The organism is Streptomyces sp. NPDC085524 (genome assembly GCF_044541755.1).
Classification (GTDB): domain Bacteria; phylum Actinomycetota; class Actinomycetes; order Streptomycetales; family Streptomycetaceae; genus Streptomyces.
The window spans coordinates 30,640-56,032 of record NZ_JBITTH010000032.1 but is presented as its reverse complement, the minus strand read 5'-3'; the positions used below and the strand labels follow the sequence as shown (position 1 = coordinate 56,032).

Annotated in this window: 21 protein-coding genes and 4 pseudogenes; 14 read left to right on the top strand and 11 right to left on the bottom strand. The window is 73.3% G+C overall.

The window, feature by feature from the left end:
* Positions 1-14 precede the first annotated feature (14 nt).
* Positions 15-1,394, top strand: coding sequence for an oxygenase MpaB family protein (locus ACIGFK_RS35635; RefSeq protein ID WP_400055177.1), 1,380 nt, complete (start codon positions 15-17; stop codon positions 1,392-1,394).
* A 166-nt stretch (positions 1,395-1,560) separates the two neighbouring features.
* Positions 1,561-2,520, top strand: coding sequence for a 5'-nucleotidase (locus ACIGFK_RS35630; protein ID WP_400055175.1), 960 nt, complete (start codon positions 1,561-1,563; stop codon positions 2,518-2,520).
* 10 nt (positions 2,521-2,530) lie between these two features.
* Here the strand turns inward: ACIGFK_RS35630 and ACIGFK_RS35625 are convergent, their stop codons facing one another.
* Complete coding sequence (locus tag ACIGFK_RS35625) at positions 2,531-3,604, bottom strand: alpha/beta hydrolase family protein (protein ID WP_400055173.1); 1,074 nt, start codon at positions 3,602-3,604, stop codon at positions 2,531-2,533.
* 91 nt (positions 3,605-3,695) lie between these two features.
* On the opposite strand from ACIGFK_RS35625, the gene ACIGFK_RS35620 reads away from it, so the two are divergent.
* The gene (locus tag ACIGFK_RS35620; RefSeq protein ID WP_376656313.1) at positions 3,696-4,661 is read left to right on the top strand and encodes an ArsR/SmtB family transcription factor; all 966 of its coding nucleotides are present in this window, start codon (positions 3,696-3,698) and stop codon (positions 4,659-4,661) included.
* Between the two features lie 61 nt (positions 4,662-4,722).
* Here ACIGFK_RS35620 and ACIGFK_RS35615 read toward each other — a convergent pair whose 3' ends face one another.
* Positions 4,723-5,301, bottom strand: a complete 579-nt coding sequence (locus ACIGFK_RS35615; protein WP_386468280.1) for an Ig-like domain-containing protein — start codon at positions 5,299-5,301, stop codon at positions 4,723-4,725.
* A 307-nt stretch (positions 5,302-5,608) separates the two neighbouring features.
* Between ACIGFK_RS35615 and ACIGFK_RS35610 the strand changes: the two genes are divergently transcribed.
* Together ACIGFK_RS35610 and ACIGFK_RS35605 are read left to right on the top strand one after the other, a co-directional pair.
* Positions 5,609-5,830, top strand: coding sequence for a hypothetical protein (locus ACIGFK_RS35610; protein ID WP_376656268.1), 222 nt, complete (start codon positions 5,609-5,611; stop codon positions 5,828-5,830).
* Positions 5,831-5,849: 19 nt separating this feature from the next.
* Positions 5,850-6,440 (top strand): hypothetical protein, encoded by a 591-nt coding sequence (locus tag ACIGFK_RS35605; protein WP_386468283.1) that lies wholly within the window; start codon positions 5,850-5,852, stop codon positions 6,438-6,440.
* 27 nt (positions 6,441-6,467) lie between these two features.
* Here the strand turns inward: ACIGFK_RS35605 and ACIGFK_RS35600 are convergent, their stop codons facing one another.
* Complete coding sequence (locus ACIGFK_RS35600; protein WP_400055171.1) at positions 6,468-7,130, bottom strand: TetR/AcrR family transcriptional regulator; 663 nt, start codon at positions 7,128-7,130, stop codon at positions 6,468-6,470.
* Between the two features lie 124 nt (positions 7,131-7,254).
* Here ACIGFK_RS35600 and ACIGFK_RS35595 point away from each other — a divergent pair, with 124 nt between their 5' ends.
* Positions 7,255-8,331 carry a medium chain dehydrogenase/reductase family protein gene (locus ACIGFK_RS35595; RefSeq protein ID WP_400055169.1) on the top strand — a complete coding sequence of 359 codons (1,077 nt, stop codon included), beginning with the start codon at positions 7,255-7,257 and terminating at the stop codon, positions 8,329-8,331.
* A 196-nt stretch (positions 8,332-8,527) separates the two neighbouring features.
* Here ACIGFK_RS35595 and ACIGFK_RS35590 read toward each other — a convergent pair whose 3' ends face one another.
* Both ACIGFK_RS35590 and ACIGFK_RS35585 read right to left on the bottom strand, forming a co-directional pair.
* Complete coding sequence (locus ACIGFK_RS35590) at positions 8,528-9,253, bottom strand: dienelactone hydrolase family protein (protein WP_400055167.1); 726 nt, start codon at positions 9,251-9,253, stop codon at positions 8,528-8,530.
* 183 nt (positions 9,254-9,436) lie between these two features.
* Positions 9,437-11,035, bottom strand: coding sequence for an alpha/beta hydrolase (locus ACIGFK_RS35585; RefSeq protein ID WP_386468289.1), 1,599 nt, complete (start codon positions 11,033-11,035; stop codon positions 9,437-9,439).
* Positions 11,036-11,232: 197 nt separating this feature from the next.
* On the opposite strand from ACIGFK_RS35585, the gene ACIGFK_RS35580 reads away from it, so the two are divergent.
* Positions 11,233-12,093 (top strand): MBL fold metallo-hydrolase, encoded by an 861-nt coding sequence (locus ACIGFK_RS35580; RefSeq protein ID WP_386468291.1) that lies wholly within the window; start codon positions 11,233-11,235, stop codon positions 12,091-12,093.
* Positions 12,094-12,190: 97 nt separating this feature from the next.
* Here ACIGFK_RS35580 and ACIGFK_RS35575 read toward each other — a convergent pair whose 3' ends face one another.
* Entirely contained in the window at positions 12,191-13,027 is an 837-nt protein-coding gene (locus tag ACIGFK_RS35575) for an undecaprenyl-diphosphate phosphatase (RefSeq protein ID WP_376656275.1), read from the bottom strand.
* Positions 13,028-13,274: 247 nt separating this feature from the next.
* On the opposite strand from ACIGFK_RS35575, the gene ACIGFK_RS35570 reads away from it, so the two are divergent.
* From ACIGFK_RS35570 to ACIGFK_RS35555, 4 genes are all read left to right on the top strand, one after another.
* Complete coding sequence (locus ACIGFK_RS35570) at positions 13,275-13,667, top strand: BlaI/MecI/CopY family transcriptional regulator (protein WP_376656276.1); 393 nt, start codon at positions 13,275-13,277, stop codon at positions 13,665-13,667.
* An 11-nt stretch (positions 13,668-13,678) separates the two neighbouring features.
* Complete coding sequence (locus tag ACIGFK_RS35565; RefSeq protein WP_376656277.1) at positions 13,679-14,614, top strand: M56 family metallopeptidase; 936 nt, start codon at positions 13,679-13,681, stop codon at positions 14,612-14,614.
* 137 nt (positions 14,615-14,751) lie between these two features.
* Positions 14,752-15,687: a phosphotransferase family protein gene (locus ACIGFK_RS35560; protein ID WP_376656278.1), complete on the top strand. Its 936-nt coding sequence runs from the start codon at positions 14,752-14,754 to the stop codon at positions 15,685-15,687.
* Positions 15,688-16,249: 562 nt separating this feature from the next.
* Positions 16,250-17,038: a hypothetical protein gene (locus ACIGFK_RS35555; RefSeq protein WP_400055164.1), complete on the top strand. Its 789-nt coding sequence runs from the start codon at positions 16,250-16,252 to the stop codon at positions 17,036-17,038.
* A 19-nt stretch (positions 17,039-17,057) separates the two neighbouring features.
* On the opposite strand, the pseudogene ACIGFK_RS35550 reads toward ACIGFK_RS35555, so the two are convergent.
* Positions 17,058-17,390, bottom strand: a pseudogene (locus ACIGFK_RS35550) (ArsI/CadI family heavy metal resistance metalloenzyme); the annotation flags it as partial.
* Between ACIGFK_RS35550 and ACIGFK_RS35545 the strand changes: the two are divergent.
* Both ACIGFK_RS35545 and ACIGFK_RS35540 read left to right on the top strand, forming a co-directional pair.
* Positions 17,379-17,737: pseudogene (locus ACIGFK_RS35545) on the top strand (aquaporin family protein); the annotation flags it as partial. The pseudogenes ACIGFK_RS35550 and ACIGFK_RS35545 overlap by 12 nt on opposite strands.
* A gap of 17 nt (positions 17,738-17,754) precedes the next feature.
* Positions 17,755-18,048, top strand: a pseudogene (locus ACIGFK_RS35540) (phosphotyrosine protein phosphatase); the annotation flags it as partial.
* A gap of 64 nt (positions 18,049-18,112) precedes the next feature.
* Here ACIGFK_RS35540 and zapE read toward each other — a convergent pair.
* Both zapE and ACIGFK_RS35530 read right to left on the bottom strand, forming a co-directional pair.
* The gene (gene zapE / locus ACIGFK_RS35535) at positions 18,113-19,174 is read right to left on the bottom strand and encodes a cell division protein ZapE (RefSeq protein ID WP_400055163.1); all 1,062 of its coding nucleotides are present in this window, start codon (positions 19,172-19,174) and stop codon (positions 18,113-18,115) included.
* Between the two features lie 178 nt (positions 19,175-19,352).
* Positions 19,353-19,898, bottom strand: a complete 546-nt coding sequence (locus ACIGFK_RS35530; RefSeq protein ID WP_400055161.1) for a GNAT family N-acetyltransferase — start codon at positions 19,896-19,898, stop codon at positions 19,353-19,355.
* 249 nt (positions 19,899-20,147) lie between these two features.
* Between ACIGFK_RS35530 and ACIGFK_RS35525 the strand changes: the two genes are divergently transcribed.
* Positions 20,148-22,661 (top strand): MDR family MFS transporter, encoded by a 2,514-nt coding sequence (locus tag ACIGFK_RS35525; RefSeq protein WP_400055160.1) that lies wholly within the window; start codon positions 20,148-20,150, stop codon positions 22,659-22,661.
* On the opposite strand, the gene ACIGFK_RS35520 is transcribed toward ACIGFK_RS35525, so the two are convergent.
* Together ACIGFK_RS35520 and ACIGFK_RS35515 are read right to left on the bottom strand one after the other, a co-directional pair.
* Positions 22,597-23,859 (bottom strand): anhydro-N-acetylmuramic acid kinase, encoded by a 1,263-nt coding sequence (locus tag ACIGFK_RS35520; protein ID WP_400055158.1) that lies wholly within the window; start codon positions 23,857-23,859, stop codon positions 22,597-22,599. The genes ACIGFK_RS35525 and ACIGFK_RS35520 overlap by 65 nt on opposite strands.
* Positions 23,856-25,187, bottom strand: a pseudogene (locus ACIGFK_RS35515) (MFS transporter). The gene ACIGFK_RS35520 and the pseudogene ACIGFK_RS35515 overlap by 4 nt, the downstream one beginning before the upstream one ends.
* Positions 25,188-25,393: the final 206 nt, after the last annotated feature.

Genomic DNA, 25,393 nt, shown 5'->3' with positions numbered 1-25,393 from the left:
CTCCTGTGACCTCTGTGGCCTTACCCCCCGTCGAGACCCTGCTGCGGCGGACCCTCGGCGAGCGGCGCATGGGGCTCGTGGCCTGGCGGTTGCTCGTGATGCAGATCGCGCACCCCGTCGTCGCCGCGGGCATGGACCGGTACTCCACCTACCGCGCCCATCCCTGGCGGCGGATCGAGCACACCATGGAGAGCGGCAGCCGGCTGTTCTTCGCGGGGCCCGAGGAACGGCTCCTGGAAGTGGCCCGCCTCCAGCGGACCCACCGGCGCATCAGCGGGACCGACGCGGCCGGACGGTCGTACAGCGCCGAGGATCCCGAGGTCCGCGGCTGGGTGATGGTGACCCTGTACGAGTCGATGACCGCCATGCGCGAGCTGTCCGGGGACCCCCTGTCGCCCGCCGAACGCGGCGTGCTGTACACGGAGTTCCTGGACGTGTGCGCCGCCCTCGGGATTCCGGGCGAGGTGCTCCCGGCGAGCGCCGCCGAGGTCCCGGCGTACGTCGAGCGGACGGTCCGGGAGGTCCTGGAGTACGGCCCCGAGGTCCGCGACATGCTGTACGGGATGCTCCGCCAGGCCCCCGTCCCCCGCCGGATGGGGCGGCTCGCCCCCGCATGGCCGCTGCTGCGGGCGGTGATCGCCCGCGCACTGGCCGCCCTCACGGTCAGCGATCTGCCTCCGGCCTGGCACGAGAGGTTCGGGACGTCTCGCGGGCCCGGGGGCGCCGCGCTGTCCTGGACGCTGCACCACGGGCTGCGCCACGCCATGAACCTGGCTCCCGACCGGGTGCGCTACCGGAGCCGGTCCGTGAGCGGCGCACCCGCCCGGGCGGCGGTGCCCAGGGCGCGGAGCGGAGGGGACTCCCGTCCGGCCCGGCTGGAGGCGTTCTTCCGCCAGGTGCTGGACCAGACCGGCAACGGCCGGGTCGACTCCGCCGACCTGCAGGCCATGGTGCACGCCATGTGCTGGCGGCTCGAACTGCCCGCCGAGCGGGAGGACGAGCTGTACGCGGCGTTCGAGGACTGGTGGCGGCAGCTGCGGGAGGCCGCCGACACCGACGGCGACGGGGGCGTGGACTGCCGCGAGTTCGTGTCCGCGATGCTGGCCGGGGTGGACCGCGACCCGTCGTACCTGGAGAAGGGCCTGGTCCCGGCGGTACGGGCACTGTTCCGGGCCGCCGACACCGACGGCAGCGGCTACCTGGGCGCGGACGAGTACCGGGGGCTGTTCGGGGGACCGCGGGTGCACCCGGCCGAACTCAACGACGGGTTCCGGGAACTGGACGCGGACGGGGACGGACGGGTCGGGGAAGCGGAATTCGTCACCGCCTTCTGCGACTTCTTCACCGCCCGGACCAACGGCACCGCCGGAGCGGGTCTGCTCGGCCGGGCCTGAGACACCAGGGCCGGATCCGCGCCCGGACGCGGATCCGGCCATCGGGCGCGCCGACCGGCCCCCGGTGCCGTCCGCCCCGGGCCCTGAACCGAGGGGCGCGAGTTTTCCGTCCGTGCGACCGGGTGATAACCATCCCGATGTGGCACACGTGCTCGTGGGGGGTGTCATGAGGTACGACCTGGCCGGCCGCCTGGTGATAGGCATCGCGTCGAGCGCCCTGTTCGATCTCACCGACTGCGACGCGGTGTTCCGGGAACGGGGAGAGGACGCCTACCGGGCCTACCAAGAGGCCCACCTGGACGACGCCCTGCCCAAGGGCGTTGCGTTCCCGTTCGTCCGCCGCCTCCTGTCGCTGAACGACCTCTCGGATCCGTCGGACCCTCTGGTCGAGGTCATCATCCTGTCGCGCAACGACCCGGACACCGGCATGCGTGTCATGCGTTCGGTCACCGCGCACGGTCTGCGCATCAGCCGGGCCGTCTTTCAACAGGGCCGTCCCTCACACCGGTTCATGCCGGCCCTGAACATGTCGCTGCTCCTTTCGGCGAACGGAGCCGACGTGCGGGAGGCGGTCGCCGCGGGACTGCCCGCGGGACACGTGCTCGACACCGCACGGGTCGACGACGAATCGGATCCCGGACTGCGCATCGCCTTCGATTTCGACGGAGTCCTGGCGGGCGACTCCGCCGAGCGGATCTACCAGAGCGTCGGCCTCGACGAGTTCCGCGCTCACGAGGTGCGCAACGCGACCACCCCTCACGATCCGGGCCCCCTGAGCGGGTTCCTCGCGGGGATCAACCGCATCCAGCGCCGCGAGGAGGAGCAGTGCCGGAAGGTACTGGCCTATCAGCCCCGCCTCCGGGTGTCCCTGGTCACCGCTCGGGACGCCCCCACGCACGAACGTGCGGTACGGAGCCTCAAGCAGTGGGGGCTTCGGGTCAACGACGCCTTCTTCCTCGGCGGGATCGACAAGTCCGCCGTGATGAGCGCCTTGGACCCCCACATCTTCTTCGACGACCAGCTCTCCCATCTGGACGGCACGGCCCCGGCCACGCCCAGCGTTCACGTCCCGTTCGGAGTGGTCAACACGTCCCGGTCGAGCAGTGTCTCCGGCCCGGGCGGTTGAGGGGTTCCCGCTACGACAGATGGCGAGCGAAGAAGGCTCCCACCTCACGCCGCACCTCGGCGAGTGCCACCCCGGGGCCGCCGGTTCCGACGAGCGCGGCCCGCGCCGCCGCCGTCACGACGCCGGCGCTCTGGAGCTGCGGGACGAACGTTCCGTAGTCGGTGAACGCCCAGTGGCCGGCGTCGGCGAGCAGGGCGCGGCGACCCGGCATGCCTGCCCAGGAGGAGTCGATGCGGGCGCCGCCCTCGAATCCGTCGGTGCGGAACAGCAACACCGGCCGGTCGAAGCCGACCGGTGCCGGGTACAGGTCGAGATAGCCCTCCAGGTTCGCCACCGCGCCGACCCGGCGGTCGCGGCCGGCCGCGTACACCGCCGCCGTACCGCCTGCCGAGTGCCCGTACAACCCGATCCGGTCCGGGTCCATGACCTTGGCCGGCGGCAGGTCGCGGAGCCTGTTCAGGACGAAGCGGAGGTCCGCGATCCGAGTGTCGGCCATCGTGCGGAAGGCCGCCGGGTCCGGCGGCCCCGTCAGGACGGTCGTCCGGATGCCGGCCGGCAGCTCCACCTGCGAGGCGTCACCGGGATGGTCCACGAGGACGACCACCCGGCCGTGGCTCGCCAGGTCCTCGGCGAGGCTCGTGCCGAGCGTGCGGGAGTCGCCTCCGCCGGGTGAGTACACCAGCACCGGCCGCCGCCCGGGCAGCGACGGCGCGCCCCTGTGCGCGTGGGTGAGGACCGCGCCCCAGTCCACCGTTCCCGGCTCCGGCAGCCCCAGGTGGACGCGCGGCGCGAGACCGGCGAACGCCTGGGCCTCGCGCGGGGTCAGCTGCGGTGCCCGGGAAGTACCGCGCACCGATCGGGCCGGGTACAGGACGGTCAGCATCAGCTCCCGGACCCCGCCCACCCACGGGTCGGTACGGGCTCGATCCGTGAGGTGGACCACCTGCATGCCGACGGGGTACAGGCCGGTGGGTGCGGGCAGCCGGAGGAGCGGGCGGGGTCCGGAGGCGGACGCGACCGTGGGGAGCAGGGCGGCGGCACCTGCACATAGGGTGCCTTTGAGGAGAGTGCGTCGGGAAGTCATACGGGAATCCTCGGGGCGGGGCCGTCACGGCGCGAAGGTTCAGGCCCTGGCCGAAAGGCTGGTCGGGGAAGGGGAGTTGTGAGCCGTGCAGGTGCTGCGCATCCATTTCACCGCGGAGGACTTCGCCCGGATCCGCTTCGCACGCCACCCGGCACCGCTCCAGGAACTGCACGCCGCCCTGACGACGGCTGTGGCACCGCGTGTCGGACCGCTCTTCTCCCAGTGGCGCAGCCGTGTCCTGCGTGGCCTGCCGGCCTCCGCCGAGCCGCTCGCCGATCTGGTTCCGGCGGGCCGTCCGCCGTCCTTCCTCGACGTCCGCGGCGCCACCCTGGCCGACGGGTTCGAACGGATCCGAGCAGCCGGCCCCGGAGTCGTCCGCTCCGAGCTGGAGCGGGTCTACGGGACGATGGCCGCGCCCCGCTGGATCCGCGGCCTGCACGCCGGCGAGGACGCCGCCTGGCGCACCCTGTGCCGCGCCCAGCAGGCCGCGTACGAGACGGTCCTCGCCCCGGCCTGGTCCGTCGTACAGGACCTGCACCACGAGGAGTTCACCGGCTACGCCCTCGCCGTCGCGGAACACGGTGTGGCCGCCGCGCTGACCGGCCTGGCCCCCGGCAGCCGGCTCCACGGCGGTGTGTGGGAATGGCCCGGCACGGCGCCGGCCCGCGAGGTCCGCCTCGACGGACGCGGCCTGGACCTGCTGCCGACCTTCCACCACCCGGCGGGCCCACTGCTCCAGGACGTCCCGGGCCGTCCCGTGGCCCTGGCCTACCCGGCCGGGCCGGGGCTCCCGCCCACCGCGGCACGCCCGGCCGTCCCCGCCGACGCCATGACGGCCGTCCTGGGCCGCACCAGGCTCGAAGCCCTGCGCCTCCTCGCCGAGCCCCACACCACGACGTCCCTGGCCCGCGCCCTCCGCGTCAGCAACGCGACGGCCTCGTCCCATGCGGCGGCACTGAGGACGGCGGGCATGGCGACGACGACCCGCACGGGCCGCTCGGTCACCCACGAGCGCACGGCCCTCGGCACACTGGTCGCCGGAAGCGGGCCACCGTAGTCCGCCGAGGACCCGGCACGGTCAGCCGGAGCGGTCCTGGCGATGGCCGAAGCGGCCGAACCTACGTGCTGCTCATTCCGAGGACCTGATAGGAGTCGCTCGCGTTCCGGCCGAAGGCATTGGCGCACCTGTCGTATCCGTCGAGGTCGTAGGCGCAGGCGGTACCGCCGCCGAGCGCGCCGGCGGTCCAGAACGGATAGGGCAGCCAGGCCGCGTAGGTGGCTACCGGGCCCGAACTCGGGTAGTAGCTCGCCCACAGTCCCTTGAAGTCGGCCAGCGTGGGGAGGGTGAGGCCGACGGTGGCACATGCGGCGTGCGCGCCGCTCAAGCTCGCGGCCGGCGACACCAGGTACACGGTGCGCAGGCCGCGGACGGCGAGCTCGTACTGCGCGGCAGTGCCGGTGGAGTCGTGAGCGGTGATCACGCACCGGCCGACGCCCACGGCCGTGACCGTACCCTGCGCGTCGACCAAAGCCACCGCCTCGTCGGAGGACCGGTACGTGTGCGGACCACTGCCATGGGTGGCGGCACGCCGGTACTTCGCGCTCTCGGGGACCTCGACCGGGGGCCGACCGGCGATGGCGATGTAGCCGTCGCCCGACAGGTCGAGCTCGGCGGGCACGGTGAACTCTGCGGACATGGGCACCTCGTTCGTACGGATTGACGGCCGCTGCTCCCGCCGCATTCAACACAGGGGCAAGCCGTCACGCCATGGCCACCCCGTGGGAGTGCGCTCTGCCCGCCGCGGTGCCCGCCAAACCGTTCGACCGGGACGGACCGTGAAGGCGATCATGAGCGAGTGACGCCGATGGAAGCAGCAGCAATCGCCCTGCAGGACCACGCCGCCCTCTGGAGCGCGGGGGAAGCCCGTGCGGGCGATGTCGTCGATGCCGCCTGCGACGCACTCGCCGCCGGACTCGACACCCCCGCCTGCGCATCCTTGCCGCATGCTCTTCGGCGAGCTCACGCCTCGGGAGCCGGCCTTCCGGATCCACGAGGGCTACGGCCATGAACTGCCCTTGACCGAAAGGCTCGCCGAACTCGACGACGGGTACGACGTCCTCGCATACGGCGACAGGACCGTCGACCGGATCGAGGCCGAGGTCAGGGCCGAAGCCCAGCGCCGCGCAGCCCACCCCGCACGTCCCGTCGAACCCACGCAGGCGTGAACGGAACCGAGGAAACACATTGATCACGGAGTATCAGCAGCGCGTACGCGATCGCTACCTTGCTGCCCCCGTCATGCAGGCACCGGCGCCCTGGCAGCCGGTCCCGGAGCACACGATCGACATCGGCGGCCTGATCGGCATCGGCTTCGCGGTCCATCCCGACACCGGACGCGACCTCGTCATGGTCGTGTCCCACGCCGGACACGGGCTCTTCGACGCCGTCACCGGCGAGAGGCTCGCACGCGACCGGGATCCCGACCCCGCCAGCAGCACCCCCGACGCACACCCGGACCTCACCTGCCCCGGACTCGGCCCCGCCGCAGGCACCCACATCCGCATCGCGGGCCTCTTCGGCGGCGGCCTGCACAGCACGACGCCGGACGGCTGGGCGGTGGATGTCGTCAGCCCCGACTGGCCCCACGACCGCGTGATCCTCTCCGCCGACGGTGGAGCGAACGGAGAAGCGCCGGGAAGCACCTGGTGGCACGTCTTCCACTCCCGCTACTCGGAACTGCGCACTGCCGGCTTCTCCCCGACGGGTCGCACCCTGGCGATCGCGACCAGCAGCGACATCACCCTCTGGACCCGCCCGACACCGTTGGGGCAGTAGACCGAGCCTCAGGCGGCGGGGTGGCCGTCAGCGACTCGTGAGGGCCTCCGCCTCCGCGGTGTAGAGCAGCTCCGGGTCGAATCCCATGCCGGTGAAGTGGCCGGAGAGTTCGAGGGAGAGCATGCCGTGGAGGCGGGTCCAGAAGGTGAGCGCGCGATGCAAGACCGCCGGCGGGACCGGGTGTCGGGCGGCCCAGGCGCGGTGCTCGTCCAAGTGCTCCTCCAGGTGCGCCTCCACCGGTGACGGTGGCACGGCGGAGGGCTTCTCGGCGGCGCAGGCGTCGAGGAGGACGGCCATGATCTCGGTCGTGATCCTGGTGGTGTCCTCGGGAGCCTGGTAGCCGGGCACGGGGGTGCCGTAGACGAGGAGGTAGCGCTGGGGGTCGGCCAGGGCCCACGTGCGCAGCGCCCGGGCCAGGCCGCCGAGGTCGGCGCCGGCCGCGGCGCGGGCGTGGAAGGCGTCGGCCAGGCTGCGGTAGGCGTCCCTGATGAGCTCGCTGATCAGCTCGTCGCGGTTCGCGAAGTACCGGTAGAGAGCGGGCCCGCTCATACCCATCTGCTTGGCGATGGCGTTGAGGGACAGCGCGGAAGCCCCTGCCGTGGCGATCTGCTCCCACGCGTGCTGCTTGACCTCCTCGCGCACCTGGGTGCGGTACCGCTCCCTGGGCGTCTTCGCATCCGGCTCGCTCACGGCCCGCCTCCACTCTCTCGTCAGCCTGTTGGTTAGAAGCTATCACGAATGTTCTTGACTCTCGCGATCGAGCGGGTTACAACTTCTAACGAACGAGAAACCCTCTACGAAATGAGTGAGCGGCATGAACAGCGAAGACCTCACCCCGACCCCCCTTGCCGCCCGTGCCACCCGTGCCACCCAGGCCGTCCAGGTCGTCCTGCCGGGCATCGTGGCTCCGGAAGACCTGCAGATCCGCCGCGCATCCGTGCCGGAGCCCGGCCCGGGGCAGTTGGTGATCGCCATGGAGGCGACCGGTGTCTCCTTCGCGGAGCAGCAGATGCGCCGTGGGCGGTACTACGACCAGCCGCCGTTCCCGTTCGTGCCGGGATACGACTTGGTGGGCCGCGTACTGTCGACCGGCCGGGGGGTCACCCCGGAGCTGGCCGGCCGACGGGTGGCCGCGCTGGTCAAGGTCGGCGGCTGGGCGAGCCACGTGCTCGTCGACGCGAAGGACGCGGTCGAGGTGCCGGACGGCCTGACCGCGGCGCAGGCCGAGACCGTCGTGGTCAACGGAATCACCGCCTGGCAGATGCTGCACCGCACGGCCCGGGTGCGCTCCGGGCAGACCATCCTGGTGCACGGCGCCAGTGGCGGCGTGGGCTCCGTACTGGCCCAGCTCGCCCGCGCGGCCGGCGTGAAGGTGATCGGTACGGCCTCCGCCCGCCACCACGAAGCGCTGCGGGAGCTGGGCGTCACCCCGATCGACTACCGCGCAGAGGACGTGGCGGCCCGGGCCCGGGAACTGGCTCCCGGCGAGGTGGACGCCGTCTTCGACCACGTCGGCGGCCGCAGCGTCATCGACTCATGGCACCTGCTCGCCCCTGGCGGCACGCTCGTCTCCTACGGCAGCGCCTCCACGCGTGACGACACCGGCTCCAAGCAGATGCCCGTACTGAAGATCCTCGCCCGCACCTGGGTCTGGAACGCCCTGCCCAACGGCCGCCGCGCGCACTTCTACAACATCTGGGCCGGCCGCGCGTTGGACAAGGACCGCTTCCGCACCCAGCTGCGGGACGACCTCACCGAGGTCTTCGCCGCTCTCCAGCGCGGCGACATAACCGCCCGGATCGCCGCCCAACTCCCGCTCGCCAAGGCAGCCGAGGCCTTGCACCTGGCGGAGTCCGGCACCGTCAGCGGCAAGGTCGTCCTGACTCCCTGAATCCCTGAATCCGCAGCCGAAACAGGACCGGGACCGGGGCATGGGCTCCCGCCCGACGGTGGGCCGGGGCCGGCTGCTCGTCCGCGACAACGGACACGGGCTCGGGGACGCACCCGAGGGCGCCGGCAGGGCCCGAGGCGACCGGGGAGCCGGGAGGCCGACGCCTACCGGCTGTCGTCGGCCTGGCCGTCCGGACTCACTTCAGGTGCCGGTCGTAGAACCGGCCTCCGTCCTCCACCTCGAACCACGGGGTGCCGACGTGGCCGCCCATGTTGGCGTGCAGCGTCTTCTCCCGGCTGCCGAAGGCGTCGAACAGGTCAAGGGCGTGCTGCCGGGGGTTTCCCTCGTCGTCCCACTGCAGGAGGAACAGCAGGGGAACGGTGATCTGCCGCGCCTCCTCGCGCTGGGCGCGGGGCACGTAACCCCCGGCGAAGAAGCCGGCGGCCGCGATGCGCGGCTCGACGGCCGCGAGCCGGATGCCGACCGCGGTCCAGCCCGAGTACCCGACGGGGCCGCCGATCCCCGGCAGTGAAAGGAGGGCGTCGAGGGTGGCCCGCCACTCCGGGACCGCCCGTTCGACCAGCGGGCCGACGAAGGACTCGAAGACCTCGTCGGCCGGCTCGCCCGCCTGCATCGCCCGGCGGAGTTCGGCGCGGGCGCGGTCGTCGGCGTCGGAGCGGGGCCGGTCACCGCACCCGGGGGCGTCGATGGCGGCCACGGCGTAGCCGAACGCCGCGGTTCGCCGGGCCCGGGCCACCAGCCGGGGCTGCGCCTTGGGCAGCCCGTTGTTGTGGGCCATCAGGATCAGCGGGACCGGCGCGGCGGATTGCGGCGTCCACAGGGTGCCGGGGATCTCGCCGAGGGTGAATTCGCGTTCGAGGAGACCGTCGTCGAGACGCTGCTGTTCGGAGGTGAACTGCATGGTCGTGCCTTTCGGGAGCTGCTGAACGGCGCTCCCGGACGACCTATCGCCCGGCCGTGACCCCGGAGGAGAGCACCCACGTGAATACGTCCACGGGTACCACCTCCTCGTTCTCTCGCACGGCCTCCGCGAAGGTAGCAGCGGTCGCCGTGGTCCACCAACGGTTTTACGGGGGCCCGCCCGTCAGGAGAAGGGCACCTTGTCCGCGCGGCAGACCGTGCCGGGGGGCGGCAGCGTCCCGTCGACGAAGTAGCGGCTCTCGTACGCGCTGATGCAGCTGCTGCCGTTGTTGAAGAGCGCGGTGTGCCCGTACCCGTCGTTCGTGAGCAGGCGGGCGTCCGCCAGTTCACGGGCCATGGCCTGGGCACCCGTGTAGGGAGTGGACGGGTCGTACCGGGTCCCGATCACCAGGACGGGGTGCGCGGTGGGCGTGTTCCACGGGCCGTCGTACCCGGCGGCGGCACGGGCCGGCCAGGTCGCACAGGGCTCCGCCGCCCACGTCCAGTAGCGTCCCGCGTCGCCGGCCCGCCGGACACTGTCCTCCTCCAGGCCCTGGTAGGCGGCGGGATCGCGCGGGTTGGGGCTGTCGGCGCACCACACGGCCGCCGCCTGCTCGTCCCCCAGGTACGGGTTCGGCTGGGCGACGGGGGGCGGGGGCGGGTACACGGGGGGCGGGGGGACGCGGCCCTGCGACAGCTCCTGGAGCCTGCCCGCGAGAGCCGTCCAGCCGGGGTCGACGATGTAGAGGCTGTTCACCGTGTCGGCGACCGTCTTGCCGTACGTCCACGGGCCGATCGGACGCTCCCGGAGGCGCTGCATCAGCAGGTCGAACTTCTCCCGGGTGGCCCCGGGGCTCCCCGCCGAGAAGGCACAGCGTGCCGCGGGCGCCGATCCGCACAGGGTGAGGAACCGGTCCAGGGTGGCCGCGGCGGTGCGGTCCGAGCCCATGCGCAGGAGGGTCGTGGTGCGGGGATCGTCCTGCGGGCCGGCCGCGGTCCAGGCGCGCGGGGCGATGTTGCTGTCGAGGACCATGGCGCGGACGCTGCCGGGGAAGAGGTTGGCGTAGGTGGCGCCGAGGATCGTGCCGTAGGAGACGCCGAGGTAGTTCAGCTGCGGGTCGCCGACCGACCTCCGGAGCAGGTCGAGGTCCCGGGCGGTGTCGGCGGTCGACACGTGGCGCAGCAGGTCCGGGTCGCGCTTCTGGCACAGCTTGCCGAGGTCCGCGTAGGCGTCGATCCACGCCTTCCGCTCCTGCGCGCCCACGGGGAAGCCGCCGGGTGGGCGGGCCGCCCAGGCCTTGGCGTCCTCAGCGGTGTCGAAGCAGTTCACGGCCGTGCTGCTGCCGATGCCGCGCGGGTCCCAGCTGACGATGTCGAACCGTTCCCGCAGTTCCTTCGGGAAGGCGTCGTAGTTCTGCGGCACCTGTACGGTCCCGGGGCCGCCGGGACCGCCGGGGTTCACGAACAGGGTGCCGATGCGCCGGGCGGGATCGGTGGCCTGCCGGCGGACGACCGCCAGGTCGATGGTGCGGCCGGCGGGGGCGGCGTGGTCGAGGGGCACCTTGGCCGTCGCGCACTCCCACGGGCTGCCGGGCTTGCACGGGCTCCAGTCCAGTTTCGGTACGGTGACCGACGGTGACGGCGAGGGGGGCGCGGGTGGCGGGGGCGCGCTGTGTGCGGTGGCGGGGCCGGGCCCCGTGAGCAGGGCCGAGCAGGCCAGTGACGCGGCAAGGACGGCCGCACGGAGTCGGCGGCGGCCGGCTGTGGGACCCGGTGCGGACATGTTCCGCCCTCCTCCGTCACGGCGAGGGCCCGGTCCGGCGGTCGATGCCGCCGCATCGGTACGCACGCCCGTACCACTACGAAACCGCGATCCGGCCGCACGCGCGAGCCGGGCGCGGGTCCTGCGCAGTGACCTGCGGCGCGGGCTCCTCCGGAGGCTCACTCCCCCGCACACGGCGGCGAGGGTAGGTTGGACACGTGATCGATTTTCTCCAGGGCGCCCCGGTCGCAGGCAGTCTCGACGTCGTGTGGCACGCCGGCTGGCCCTCACCGAAGCACGACCCCGCTCCGGAGATCCAGGTCCACGCCTACTCCGAACACACGGTGATCCTGCGCCAGAACAAATCCGTGCACTACGAGGCCCCGTTCCTCTTCCTCCTCTTCGGCAATGAACGGGCGCTGCTCCTCGACACGGGCGCGTCCGCGGACCCGGCCCACTTCCCCCTGCGAGAAACGGTCGACCGGCTCGTCGAGGAGTGGCTGGAGCGCCATCCGAGACCCTCGTACGCACTGCTGGTCGCCCACACCCACGGACACGGCGACCACATCGCGGCGGACCCGCAGTTCGCCGACCGGCCCCTCACCACGGTCGTGGGACCCGGGCCGGACGAGGTCACGGCCGCCTTCGGCCTCGCCGACTGGCCCCACGGCACGGGCGCACTGGACCTGGGCGGCCGGATCCTGGACCTGATCCCCGGCCCCGGCCACCAGCGGGCCGCAGTGGTCTTCCACGACCGGCACACCGGCCTCCTGCTGACCGGCGACTCCTTCTATCCGGGGCGGCTCTACATCGAGGACCGGGCGGCCTACTCGGCCACCGTCGACCGGCTGCTGGACTTCTGCGCCACCCGGCCCGTCCGCCACCTCCTCGGCTGCCACATCGAGATGACGACCACGCCGGGCGAGGACTACCCCCGCGGCACCACGTACCAGCCGGACGAGCCTCCGCTCCAGCTCACCACGGGCCATCTGCGCACCCTGCGCAGGGCCCTCGACGAGACGGCGGACGACCACGGCACGCACCCCTACGGGGAGTTCGTCCTCGTCTACCGGGACTGACCGGCGGCCCGGACGACGGAAAGTCGCCCGGGGACCGCGCTCGCGCCGAGACGGGCCAGTATCAGGGTCAGCTTCAAGTTCAAGTTCAGGGTCAGGGTCAGGCCGCGATGACTCCCGTGCCGAGGAGGCCGAGCAGGAGCAGGCCGACGATCACGCGGTAGACGACGAACGCGGTGAAGGTGTGCTGGGCGACGTACTTGAGCAGCCAGGCGATGGAGGCGTAGGCGACGACGAAGGAGACCGCGGTCCCGACGGCGAGCGGGGCGAGATCGACACCCGAGCCGACGGCGTCCTTGAGCTCGTAGATGCCGGCCCCGGTGAGGGCGGGGATGCCGAGGAAGAACGAGAGGCGGGTGGCGGCGACCCGGTCGAGGTCCAGCAGGAGCGCGGTGGACATGGTGGCGCCGGAGCGGGAGAAGCCGGGGAAGAGCAGGGCGAGGATCTGCGAGCAGCCGACGAGCATCGCGTCCTTGAACGAGGTGTCGTCCTCGCCGCGCTTGTGGCGGCCCATCTGGTCGGCCACCCACATCACCCCGCTGCCGACGATCAGCGAGCCCGCGACCACCCACAGGGAGGCCAGCGTCCCTTCGATGAGGGGCTTCGCCGCCAGGCCCACCACCACGATCGGGATGGTGGCGAAGATGATCCACCACGCGAACTGGTAGTCGTGGTGGTAGCGCTCCTCCTTGTCGGCCAGGCCCCGCCCCCAGGCGGTGACGATGCGGACGATGTCCTTGAAGAAGTACGCGAGGACGGCGGCGATCGCGCCGACCTGGATCACGGCGGAGAAGCCGACCACCGAGGGGTCGTCGACCGGGATGCCCATGAGGCCCTCGGTGATCTTGAGGTGCCCGGTGGAGGAGATCGGCAGGAATTCGGTGATGCCCTCGACGATGCCGAGGACGGTGGCCTGACCGAGGCTGATGGCGCTCATCAAGGTCCTGTCTGGGGTGGGGTGGGAAGCGGAAGAGGACGTTGCACGTACGGATACCGACGCGGATACCGACTCGGACACGGGTACGGACACGGGTACGGGGCAGCCGGCGGCCCGGTGGGCGCGCCGGAGCTCCGGGCGGGGCTGTCGTCGGGCACAGGTGCATGGCACACTCGTGGAACAGCATTTACGCGTGCGTAGAACTTCTACGCGACTGTAGAAGATGGTCGGGAGAACGACAAACCCCATGGACGCGAACACGCACGATCAGGCACCCAGGCGGCCCAACGGCGCCCGGGAGGCGCAGATCCTCGAGCTGCTCCAGCAGGCCGACGGCGCCCAGACGCCCGGCGAGGTCGCCGAGCGGCTCGGCGGGGAACTCTCCTACAGCACCGTCGTGACGATCCTGACCCGCATGCACGGCAAGCAGATGCTGCACCGCTCCCCGCGCGGCCGGGCCTACGCGTACGAGCCCGTCACCGACGAGGCCGGGTTCGCCGCCCGCCGGATGCGCTCCGTCCTGGACGACCGGCCCGACCGCGAGGCCGTCCTCGCACGCTTCGCCGACGAGCTCTCCGACGCCGATGCCGAACTCCTGCGCCAGATGCTCGGCGACGCCGACAGCTCCGGCCCGCGGTAGAGGGCCCGCGGATGCACCTCGCCGTCTACCTGCCGCTACTACTGCCGCTGCTCGCGCCGCTCGGTGCCCGCCTCCTCGCCGAACGGTGCGATCCGCGCCCGGGCACCTGGCTGCTCACCGCCTCCGCACTCGTGCTCGGCGCCGCGAGCACCCTCTGCCTCGGCCTGCTCGCCGCCACCGGGCTCGCCCGCGTCCCGCAGCTCGCGGCGCTCGGCCACCGGTCCCCGCTCACCGCCCACGACGACCCCGCCACCCTGCCGATCGCACTGGCGGCGGGCCTCATGCTCGGCGGAGCCACCCTGATGGCGCTGCGCTTCCTGGTCCGGCGCGCCCGCTCGCTCGCCGCCGCCGCGCTGGACGCGGCCTGCATGCCGGCCCGTGACGGCCTGGTCGTCGTGGCCGACGAGGCCCCCGACGCCTTCGCCCTTCCCGGACTGCCCGGCCGGATCGTCATCTCCACGGGCATGCTGCGCACGCTCGACACCGACGAACACCACATCCTCCTGGCCCATGAGCGCGCCCACCTGACCGCCCACCACTACGCGTTCGTCGCCACCGCCCAGCTCGGTGCAGCCGCCAACCCGCTGCTCCGTCCGCTGGCCCGGGCCGTCACGTACACGATCGAACGCTGGGCCGACGAGAACGCCGCCGCCACCACCGGCGACCGGCGCAAGGTCGCCCGGACCGTCGGCAAGGCCGCGCTCGCCGCGAAGCACCACTCCCGCCGAACTCCCGGCGGCGCACTCGGCTTCCTCGGCCTGCGCGAACGGCGCCGACCGCCGGTCGGCCCCGTCCCACGCCGCGTCGCAGCCCTCCTCGCCCCACCGCTCGGCCTCCCCCGCACCCTCGCGGCGGCCACCATCGCCGTGCTGGTGGCCGCCACCCTGGCCTCGGTGGAGGCGGCGCTCGATCTGCACGTCCTGTTGCAGTCGGTGGGGGCCTGGTAGACGCCGGAGGGGAGCGGGCGGGATCGCCGCCGCCCGCCGCATCAGGCCCCTGAGCAGGCAATGCCGTGCAACCGGTGATCACCATGTGATCTCCTGACTCCACCGACAAGATCACCGTCTAGGGCTGGGGAGCACTCATGACCGACTTGCGGCAGGTCCACGATGCAGCTCGCGAGATCGCAGCTGCCGCCCTGGGACGCGATGCCGGCCCCATGACCACCGCCGAGAGCAGTTCCCACCACGTGTACGTCGGCGCGGACGTCGTCGTGAAGATCATCGATGCCGCCGGCCACACGCGGCTGAACCGGGAGATCGCCCTGGCGCCCCACCTGCCGGCCGGCCTGACGCCCCCTCTGCTCGACAGCGGGCACCACCGGCTGGGCACGCGCGACGTTCGCTACGCGTGCTACACCCGCGCGCGGGGGGCGGCTCCCGGCATGGGCATGCCCGGCGTGGACGCCGCGACCGCGCGCTCGCTGGCGGAGGAGGCGGTGCAGCGGCTCGACCGACTGCACAGCTGGACGCCCTCGGCTCACATCGGCCGGATACTCGGAGAACCCCTCGACCACGGCGGGTTCACCAGCCGGGCCGCGCTCGTCGCCGAGATCGAAAGGCTCGCCGCTTTGAACCGGGACGGAACCGTCCCGCGCCGCCTGGTCGACGGCCTCACGGCGATCGCCGAGCACGCGCCCGACCAGGCACGAGCGGTCGTTCCGGTCCACGCGGACTGCCATTGGGACAACTGGCTCGTTCAGGAGCAGCGCGTAACGGCCTTGCTGGACTTCGAATGGGCACGCTTCGGCGAACCCGCCGACGACTGGTTCTTCCTGGCCCGGTTCAGCGGCCCGCACGCGCATACCGTTCTCGACGTGATCGCGCGGGCGACGACGACTTCGCAGGACGCCCTCCGCGCAGCATGCGAGATCCGCGAAGCGACCTACCTCGCTTCCGACCTCTGCATCGCCCTCGAGCAGCCCGCCACCCATTCACGCATGGCCACGGAGAGGCTGCGGGCACTCGAGGAACTCACCGTCGGGCGCTACTGGTGGCCCCGCACCCCGATGCCTTCGTAGGCCCGTGGCGGACCGGCCCCGCGGGACTCACCCTCCCCCGGACACCGCCGGTGCCAGCAGCCTTCCCGCATCCTGCGCGAGCCGCGCTGACCGGCACCATGGGAACGTCCGATCCGGCGGGCAAGCGCGTACTCGTCACCGGAGGAGCACGAGGGCTGGGCGCCGAAATGGCGCGGGCGATGGCGACTGGGCAGCGGCCGTCGAGCGCACCGCCGCCGAATTCGGCGGCCTGGCCGTGCTCGTCAACACCGCGGGCATCGAGGTGACGCAGCTCCTCGTCGACACCGACCCGGACGAGATCCGGGGGGATGCTCGACGCGCACGTGATGCCGCCGGTCGACTACCTGGACAAGGGCGCGTCGCTGGGCGCCGACGCGGTGTGTCCGACCGCTCCATGACGTACGGCGAAGGTCAAGCGGCGCCTTGCCTGAGCGGGCGCGATGGCCGCACCGCACCGCGGCCATCGCGTTCCACCGGCGGGCGGTGCGACCCTACGTAGGCGGAGGGGGCCGGGTACCGGTCCCGGCACTCGCCGCGGCAGCGGGTGAGAGATCCTGAACCGGTGAACGAGACATCTGCTGCGCCCGTGACCGACCTCTGGCCGTCGGCCGTGGCCGGGGAGACCGATTGGCTGCGGGAGCTGGCCGACGACGACGGGCTCACCGGCTTCATGCCGCCGGGGCTGCCCGACGCCGCCTGGGTGCTGCACTCCATGTACGAACACGAACTCGGGCCGACCGGCATGTCGTTCGTCGCGTACCAACGAGCCGTGCTGAACGGCGGCGGGCACGAGATCATCCCGGGCCTCGACCCCGCGGACGTCTTCGGTCACACGGTGGGCGAGCCCCACGGACCCCGATGGCACCGGCTCCTCTGGTCGGACCTCGCGCGGCGCACCGGTGATCCCGTCGCACCCGAGGGGCATCTGCCCTGCCACCGCTCCTTCCCCTCGCTCCGGGAACCGAGCGGCTGGCCGGTCGGCATCACGGGGCCGTTGGAGGGCCGCCTGGACCGGGCCGACTGGAACCGGCTGGTCGACCTCCTCACCGAGCACAGCCCGCAGGGCGCGGAAACCCGCTGCCTGGCCTACTACAGCCCGTTGCTGCAGAGGGCCGAGGACTTCGACAACCTGCGATTCCGGGCCGGGGCGCTCGCGGACGCCAAGGCGCTGTACGACCACCCCGAAGAGGACAACTGGACCCCGTCCAACCTCTGGGCCCAGGACCGGTCCTGGGTCCTCTGCACGGACTACGACCTCTGGGCCACGAAGGTGGCGGGCCCCGCCCCGCTCGTCGAGGCCCTCCTCGACGACACCCACATCGAAGCGGTACGCCTGCCCTGGGCCTCCTGACTCCGGCCGAGGTGACCGGTCAGCTGCCGCAGGCGCATCCGGCACCGGGAGTGCTGCCGGCGCTCCCGCCGAGGGTGTCGGCGTCGGCCTTGACGACGTAGACCTCCCACGGCTCCCTGCCCGGACCGGTGACCCACACCTTGTCCCGGAGGGCGTAACAGCAGGAGGTGTCGCTCTCCTCGAAGGTCGCCAGCCCGGCCTCCTGCAGCCGGGTCGCGGCGGCGGTGACGTCCGCCGTGGAGGCGACCTCGACGCCGAGGTGGTCCAGGCGGGTGTCCTCGCCGGACCCGCCCTCGATGAGGACGGGCTTGAGCGGGGGCTCGGTGATGGCGAAATTGGCGTAGCCCTCGCGGTCTGGTTCACCGGTCGTCGGACCGGCGAAGGCCCGGCCCTGCGTGACGTCGCCGCGTACGTGCCCGCGCAGGTCGCCGGAGCAGTCGTCGGCGCGGTGCTGGCCGACGCCGTGTTCGGAAAGCCGCTGGGTGCACTTCTCCCCCCACGGCCGGTGGGCCGGACCACCTGTGGCTGTTGGTTCACCTCTCCACCTCCTTCGCCAACCCCGCCGTGACGATCGGCCGGGCGTTCACCGACACCGTCGCCGGGATCTCCCCCACGTCCGTCCTGCCGTTCCTCGCAGCGCAGCTGATCGGCGCCGCCGCCGGTCTCGGCCTGGTCGCCGTCTGCTTCGGCCGCCCGGCCGCCGTGACCGAGGACGATCGGCCCCTGCGAACACCGTGGACCCGGCCGTCGTCGAGGCGATGGAGGAAGTCGGCATCGACATCTCCGCCGAGGCCCCCAAGGTCCTCACCGCCGAGGCGGTGCAGGCGTCGGACGTCGTGATCACGATGGGCTGCGGCGACGCCTGCCCCTACTTCCCCGCCAAGCAGTACCTGGACTGGCAGCTGGAGGACCCGGCTGGACAGGGCGTCGCCGCGGTCCGGCCCATCCGGGACGAGATCGAGCAGCGCATCCGCGGACTGCTCGGCGAACTCGGCATCGCGGCGGAGTGACCTCCGGACCGCTCGGCATCCGCACTCCTCACTCCCCTTCCGCCTCGGGTGGCCGCAGCCGGGCTCAGTTCGCCCGCTGGAGCATCGCCAGCCGGCTCGCCGTACGGTCCAGGTCGCGGGTCAGGGCCTGGCCGTCGGGGAGGGCGGTCAGCGGGTCGGAGCCGATGAGGACGAGTCGGATGTCGCGGTCGCAGGCGACGTCCACGAGGTTCGCGAACCGCTGCCGTCCGTCCGCGGATGCCTCGGCCAGCGGGGGTACGCCGTCCAGGACCAGGGTGGCGAACCGTCCGGCGAGGGCCAGGTAGTCGGGCACCGCCGTCGCGGTCTCGCACAGCGCGTCGAAGCCGAACCAGACGAGGTCGCCGCGGACCGCGCGGGCCGGCAGCTCCCGCAGGTGGGCCCGGACCGCGGTGGCCTCCGCGGGCGCCGGTGCGGTGAGGCCGCATGCCTCCAGGGCGGTGTCGCCCCGGGGCAGGCACAGCCCCGTCGCGAACCGGCGGCCGCCGTCCGCCGCCCCGGGCGCCGCGAGCCGGCGGAAGTCCACCGGGCCCGTGACGTCCAGGACGTCCATCCGCTCCTCTATCAGCTTGATGGTGGGCTCGAACAGGTGGTGGTAGAGCGGGTCCGGCATCAGTCCGGCGGGCGGGTAGTTGGAGGTGGTGACCAGAGTGATCCGGCGGTCCAGCAGCGTGCGGAAGAGGCGTGCGATCAGCATCGCGTCGCCCGCGTCGTGTGCGTGGAACTCGTCGAAGACCAGGACCCGGCTGTCCCCGATCAGCTCGTCGAGAGCGCCGTCGACGGCGCTCTGCCCGTCGTGGCGGGCGCCCGGCCTCGTCACCCCGTCGTGCAGCCGCCGGAAGAAGTCGTGGAAGTGCAGGCGGCGTTTGCGCCCGCCGGGCAGCCCCTCGTAGAAGGTGTCCACCAGCCAGCTCTTCCCCCGGCCCACCGGGCCCCAGACGTAGAGGTCACGGGGCGGTGCGGGGAACGTCCAGGCCGGCCGGGCGAGTTCGCCCGCCAGCCGGGCCAGCCGCTCGACGGCGGCCTCCTGGGCCGGGACGACCGAGAATCCGCGCCGCGCGGCGGCCTCGTGGAAATGGCGGCGCATGGCCTGCTCGTGCTTGCGCACCGGGTGGCTCCTCTGTTCGCATGCCCGTTCCGTCGGGACGCCGGCGGAGGGATCTGGCGGGTTCGGCGGAGGATCATGATCACACCGGGCCCGGCCGCGCGGACAGGCCTGTCCGCCCACGACGAAACGGCGGGCCCTGTGTGCGGCACGGGCACCCCGGCGGGAGCGACCGGGGCGATCAGAGGGGATCGAGGAGCATCAGCACCTCGTCCCGGGTGTCGTCGGGCGAGAGCCGGAGGGCCCCGGGCCAGCGGCCGACCTCACGCCATCCGAGCCGGCCGTAGAAGTCCTCCAGCCCCTCGCCGCCGCGGGCCGCAAGACGGAGCTGCTCGAGCCCCAGGTCGTCACGGGCGGTCTTCCGCAGCTCGCGCATGAGGGCGGAGCCGACACCCCGGCCCCGGAATGCGGGGTGGGTCTGGAGGTGGTGGACCGTGCCCCAGTGCGCGACCAGCCGGTAGGGGTCACGGCGGAGGACCACCCATCCGGCGAGGGCGTCGCCGAATCCGGCGGCGATGAGCCGGGTGTGCTGCGGGTGGAGACGGCCGAGGAGCTCCTCGATGACCGGAGCGACCTCGTCGTCCTGTACCGGTGGGAAGGGGAACCCGGCGGCACCGCCCAGGTTGGTGACCGCGATCCAGCAGTCGATCAGCCTGCGCCGGAGTTCCGGCGTGACCTCGCCTGCGTCGGTGAACCGGATGATGTCGGGCGTGCCGGCGTGCCTCATGGAAGCAGCATGTCAGCAGGATCCGACATCGCGACGAGTCCCGTTCCACCGCTCGGCCGTGCAGCCGGGATCGCAGGTCCGCCCCGGGGCGCACCGTGTCCGCGCCGCCGAACGGCTCGCCCCGGAGCCGCGAACCGGCGGGCGACTGCCGCACGTTCGAAGGACGGCGTGCCGATCGTCATCCCGGCCTTCTTCCGGCATACGGGGTACGGGTTCCCTCCTGCCGGACAGTTGGCATACTTCGTCCCCGTGGACCAGTTGATCGCAGCAGACCCGACCCGCATCGGCCCCTACCGTCTGATCGCCCGGCTGGGTGAGGGCGGCATGGGACTGGTCTATCTGGGCCGTTCCGAGGGCGGGCGCACCGTCGCCGTGAAGGTCGTGCAGGCCGAGCACGCCGGGCACCCCGAGTTCCGCAGGCGCTTCGCCCGCGAGGTGGCCGCCGCCCGGCGGGTGGGCGGTGACTGGACGGCCTCGGTGCTCGACGCCGACCCGGAGGCCGCCGTGCCCTGGGTGGCGACGCAGTACATCCCGGGGCCGGACCTGCGCACCGTGGTCGCCGAGGACTTCGGGCCGCTGCCCGAGCACTCGGTGCACACCCTCGCCAACCGGCTCGCCGTCGCCCTGGAAGCCGTGCACGATGCGGGACTGATCCACCGTGACCTGAAGCCGTCGAACGTGCTCATCACCGTCGACGGCCCCCGCGTCATCGACTTCGGCATCGCGCGCGCCATGGACAGCCTCGCCGGGGACAGCCTGCACACCCGCACCGGCATGCTGATCGGCTCTCCCGGTTTCATGTCGCCGGAGCAGGTCCGCGGCCTCGACCTCACGCCCGCCAGCGACGTCTTCTGTCTCGGCGCCGTCCTCGTGTACGCCTCCACCGGACGGCTCCTGTTCGGAGCCGCCGACTCCGGGCTGAACGCCCACCTCTTCCGGGTCGCCGAGGAGGAGCCGGACCTCACCGGTGTGCCGCAGTCGCTGACCGGTCTCGTACGCGCCTGCCTGGAGAAGGTCCCGGCCGACCGGCCCACTCCCCGGGAGGTCGCCGCCCGTACGGCCGTCGACCGGGACGGGGAGTGGCTTCCGGACAGGGTGCTGGCACAACTCGGCCGCCGCGCGGCCAAACTGCTGGACTGGGCCCCCGAGACGTCCGATGCGCAGCCCGCCGCCGAGCCCGCCGCGCAGCCGGACCCCCGCATCCCCTCCGTCCCGCGCCAGCACCGGCCGGTGCCGGTGCCTCCCCCGTACGCGCCCACGACCCCGGCCGTGGAGCAGCTCGTCCCCGCGCAGGGCTTCGGGCCTCCTCCGGCCGGACTCCCGGAGCCGGCTGCCCCGCACTCCAGGCGCTGGTGGGGCCTCGGGGTGATCGCCCTGACGCAGCTGCTGGTGCTGCTCGACGTGATGGGTTTCAGCACGGTCCTGCCGGCCGTGCAGTCCGATCTCGGCTTCTCCGGCGACGGCTTGAACCCGGTCACCGCGTACGTGCTCGCCTTCGGCGGGCTGCTGCTCCTCGGCGGGCAGATCTCCGACCTCGTGGGGGCCAAGCGGGCCCTGATGATCGGTCTGGGCGGCTTCGCGCTGGCCTCCGTACTCTGCGGCTCGGCCGGCGACCCCGGTCTCCTGATCACGACGCGCGCCCTGCAGGGTGCTTTCGCCGCCCTGCTGACACCGTCCGCGCTCTCCCTGGTGTCCACCGGTTTCACCGAGCCGAGGGAACGCGCCCGGGCCTTCGGGATCTACGGGGCGGTCGCGGCGGGCGGCGGCGCCCTCGCGCTGCTCGCGGGTGGCTGGCTCGCGGAGGCGGCGTCCTGGCGCGTGACCCAGTACGCCGCCGTCCCGCTCGCGGCGCTCGCGCTGGCGGGTGCGGCCACCCTGCTGCCGGGCCGCCCGCCCGGCGTCGGCGCCCGCTCCGACTGGCTCGGCGTGCTGCTCGGTTCCGCCGGACTCGCCGCCCTGATCTACGGCACGGACGAGGCCGCGCGGCTCGGCTGGACCACTCCCCTGGCCCTGGGCCTGCTCGCGGCGGGCGTCCTCCTGCTCGTGGCCTTCCTGTGGCGGCAGACCACGGCGTCCGGCGCCCCGGCGGACGGGTCCCCCGTCGGCGGCCGCGACCGCCTCGGCTCCGTCCTGGCGATGGTCCTGACCGGCGCCGGACTCCTGGCGCTGCTCCCCGCGCTCACCGCCTACATGCAGTACGTCTTCGGCTACTCCCCCGGCATGGTCGGCGTGATGCTCCTGCCGCTGGCCGCCGCGGCCGTCATCGCCGCCACGCAGGTCTCGGCGCGCCTGCAGCACCGCACCGCGCCCCGCGTGCTGATCGTGTCGGGACTGGTGACCGCTGCGGTCGGGCTGCTGGTCCTCGCCCTCGTCGACTCCGGCAGCGCGTACGGTCCCCATCTGGTGCCCGGCATGCTCCTCGCCGGTTTCGGCAGCGGCCTGGCCTGCGGGCCGCTCTTCGCCACCGCCACCGCCGGCATCGCCCCGCAGCGCTCCGGCACGGCCTCGGCGATCGTCGTCACGGCCCAGCAGCTCGGCGAGGCGATCGGTGCGGCGCTGCTCCTCACGCTCATCGGCGTCCGTCTCACCGCCTCGTCCGAGGACAGCCAGGCCGAGGAGATCATGCACGGCTACACCGACACCCTCTGGTGGGGGGCCGGCGCCCTGCTGCTGGCGGCGCTGGTCACCGGCCTGCTGGTCACGGCCCGGGCACCGCAGGCGGCCGGCGTCGACGCGCAGCGGCCGGCGCCGGCTCGACCCTGAGGGTGCGGGGTGCCTGCGCCGGCACGGCGGGCAGGCGGAGGGGCGCCCGGCCCGGGGTGATGCTGCCGAGGACCCGCGGGCCCGCCGCGCCCGTGCACTGCGGCAGGGTGCCCGGCAGGCCGTGCAGGGTGAGCCAGCCCAGTACGGCGAAGGCGTACGCCTCCTTGGCGGCGCTGGGCAGCCCGAGCGCGTCGGAGGTGCGCAGCCGTACCGAGGCGCCGAGCTCCTGCCCGAGTGCGGTCATCAGTGCGGGGTTGCGGGTGCCGCCCCCGGAGGCCAGCACCTCCGTGACGCCGAAGGGGCGCAACGCGTCGGCGATCGTACGGGCGGTCAGCCGGGTGAGGGTGGCGAGTACGTCGGGGGCGGGCAGCGGGCCGACCGCGTCCAGGGCCGTCCGCAGGTAGCCGGAGTGGAACAGCTCGCGACCGGTGGTCTTGGGCGCGGGCAGCACGTAGTACGGCTCGGCGAGCAGCCGTGCGAGCAGCGGCCCGTGGACGGTGCCGCGGGCGGCCAGGCGGCCGTCGGCGTCGTGGTCGAGCCGCCCGGCGGTGAAGTGGCGGGCGGCGGCGTCGAGGAGGGCGTTGCCGGGCCCGGAGTCGAAGGCGGCCGGGGTGCCGTCGGGGGTGAGGACGGTGGCGTTGGCGATGCCGCCGACGTTCAGCGCGGCCGGGACGCCCGGGTGTCCGTGCAGCAACATGCGGTCGATCAGGCCGACGAGGGGTGCGCCCTGCCCGCCGGCCGCGACGTCCCGGGTGCGGAAGCCGGAGACGACGGGAAGTCCGGTCGCCTCCGCGATCCATGCGGGTTCGCCGAGCTGCAGCGTGCCGTGCACGCGGCCGCCGTCCGCCCAGTGGAAGACGGTCTGTCCGTGGGAGGCGACCAGTTCGGCCCGCCCGGCGCAGAGCTCGCGGTCGGCCCGCACGGCGAGCCGCGCGAAGGCCTGCCCGATGCGCGTGTCGAGGCGGCACACGTCGGCGAGGGTGGTGCGGCCGGGCGGGAGCGCAGCCGCGAGCGCGCGGCGCAGCTCGTCGTCGTACGGTTCGCTGACCATGCCGAGCGGGGTCAGGTGCAGTGCGGTGCCCTCGCGCGTGATGCGGGCGGCCGCGGCGTCCACGGCGTCGCAGGAGGTGCCGGACATCAGGCCGATGACGGTGGTCTGCGCCGCCTGCGGTGGGGGCGGTTCGGGGTGCGGGGTCATCTCAGGGGCCTCAGGTGGTCGTCGGGGCGCAGGGTGAGCAGGGCGGGTACGGCCAGGGCGCAGGCCCCCGCCGCGTACAGGGCGGGGACGTCCGGGTTGCCGGTGTGGCGTACGAGCGTGGTGACGATCAGGCCCGCGCAGCCGGAGAAGACGGCGTTGGAGAGGGCGTAGGCCAGGCCGAGCCCGGTGCTGCGCGCCCGGGCCGGGAACATCTCCGCGAGCAGGGCGGGGCCGGGCCCGGCCAGCAGTCCGATCATCGCGCCGGCCGCCGCCAGCAGTGCGGCTTTCGCCGCGACGGAGGGCGCGGGGTCGCGCAGCAGGTGCAGGAGCGGTACGGCGGTCAGGGCGACGAGGGCGCTGCCCGCGAGCATGACGGCCCGTCGGCCCACGCGGTCGCTGAGCGCACCGGCGGGGAGGATCGCGGCGGCGAATCCGAGGTTGGCGAGGAAGGTGGCGGCCAGGGCCTGCTGGAAGGTGGTGCCGAGGGTGGCCTGGAGGTAGGAGGGCAGGACGACGAGGAAGGTGTACCCGGCCGCGGACCATCCCATGATCCGCCCGACCCCGAGCAGGACGGCACGCAGCAACTCCGCCCGGGCCGGGCCGTCCGCCGGACCGCCCGACGGGCCGCCCGACGGGCCGTCGGCAGCACCGGGCGCGGCGGAGTCCGGCGGTGGGGCGGTTTCCGGCAGGCGCAGGCGGAGCCACAGGGCGACGGCGCCCAGCGGCAGGGCCAGCAGGAAGGGGATGCGCCAGCCCTACGCGTACAGGGCGCTCTCGGAGAGCAGGGTCGCCAGTCCGGCGGCGAGGCCCGCGCCCGTCAGGAGCCCGAGGGCGACCGTGAAGGACTGCCAGGCGCCGTGGCGGCCGCGTCGGCCGGGCGGTGCGGTCTCGGTCAGGAGGCTCACGGCGCCGCCGAACTCGCCTCCGGCGGACAGGCCTTGGAGGCAGCGCAGCAGGGTGAGCAGCCATGACGCGAGCGCGCCGACGGCGGAGTGGGCGGGCAGTACGCCGATCAGGGCCGTCGCCCCCGTCATCAGGCAGACGGCGAGGACGAGTGCCGGGCGGCGGCCCGCCCGGTCCGCGAACCGCCCGAAGAGCAGGGCGCCCAGGGGACGGAAGAAGAAGGCGATGGCGAAGGCCGCGTAGGTGGCGACGAGCGCCTGGCCGCGGTCGCCGCCGTCCGGGGTGAAGAAGCGGGCGGCGATGACGGTGGCGAAGGAGCCGTACACGCCGAACTCGTACCACTCCACGAAGTTGCCGACGGATCCGGCGACGAGGGCGTGCCGGACGGTCGGCGGGCGGACGGGCACGGGGGCCCCGGCGGACACCGCGGGTCTGCTCTGCGGGCGGGAAGCGGGACGGGCCACGGTGGCTGGCTGCCCTGGGGGAGTCCCGGCGATGCGCGGGGCCGGCGGATTTCAGCGGATCGGCCGCACCCGGGGGCGCGCTCGCCCGCGGGCGGCGCTCGCCCGGGGCCGGGCCGCGCCCTCCGCGCCCGGCACCGTCGATGGGCAGTACGGCCCGCTACCGGGGC